This is a genomic window from Fusobacterium perfoetens, assembly GCF_021531595.1.
Classification (GTDB): Bacteria; Fusobacteriota; Fusobacteriia; order Fusobacteriales; family Fusobacteriaceae; genus Fusobacterium_B.
In genome coordinates this window covers 1-867 of the sequence record NZ_JADYUD010000030.1, presented here as the reverse complement: position 1 = coordinate 867, position 867 = coordinate 1, and the positions used below count along the sequence as shown (strand labels likewise).

Sequence of the window (867 nt, the reverse complement as noted above, 5' to 3'; positions counted from 1 at the left end):
GGAGGATTTATGATAATTGGTGGAATAGAAGCTGGGGGAACAAAATTTGTCTGTGGAATTGGAAATGAAAAAGGAGAAGTCTTAGAAAGAGTTAGTTTTCCAACTGAAACTCCTGAAATAACTCTTGCAAAAGTAGTTGAATTTTTTAAAGATAAAAATATAGAGAGACTTGGAGTAGGTTCTTTTGGACCAATAGATGTAAATCTATCCTCTAAAACTTATGGATATATAACTAAGACTCCTAAATTAGCTTGGACAGACTGTGATGTAATTGGGTATTTAAAAAAATATTTTGATATTCCTATTTATTTTGATACAGATGTTAATGGAGCTGCATTAGGAGAAGCTACATGGGGAGCAGCTCAAGGATTAAATAACTGTTTGTATATGACAATAGGTACAGGAATAGGTGGGGGAGCTTTAGTTTCTGGAAAATTAGTACATGGAATGTTACATCCAGAGATGGGACATGTATTAATAAGAAGACATCCTGAAGATAGTTATTCTGGAAAATGTCCATTTCATAAAGACTGCTTAGAAGGAATGGCATCAGGACCAGCAATAGAAGAAAGATGGGGAGTAAAAGGCTACGAATTGCCTGAAAATCATAAAGCTTGGGATATAGAAGCTTACTACATAGCTCAAGGATTAGTAAATTTTATCCTTACACTTTCACCAGAAAAAATAATCTTAGGAGGAGGAGTGATGAAACAATCACAGCTTTTTCCTAAAATAAGAGAAAATGTGGTGAAATTATTAAACGGATATGTACAAACAAAAGAAATACTAGAAAAAATAGATGAGTATATAGTATATCCTAAATTAGGTGACAATGCAGGATTATTAGGAGCATTAGCATTAACATTG

Annotated in this window: 1 protein-coding gene; it reads left to right on the top strand. The window is 33.2% G+C overall.

Annotation, left to right across the window (positions count from 1 at the left end; genetic code table 11):
- Nucleotides 1–9 precede the first annotated feature (9 nt).
- Nucleotides 10–867: ROK family protein (locus I6E17_RS09800; protein ID WP_268826067.1), on the top strand; the 858-nt coding region annotated here is incomplete at its 3' end.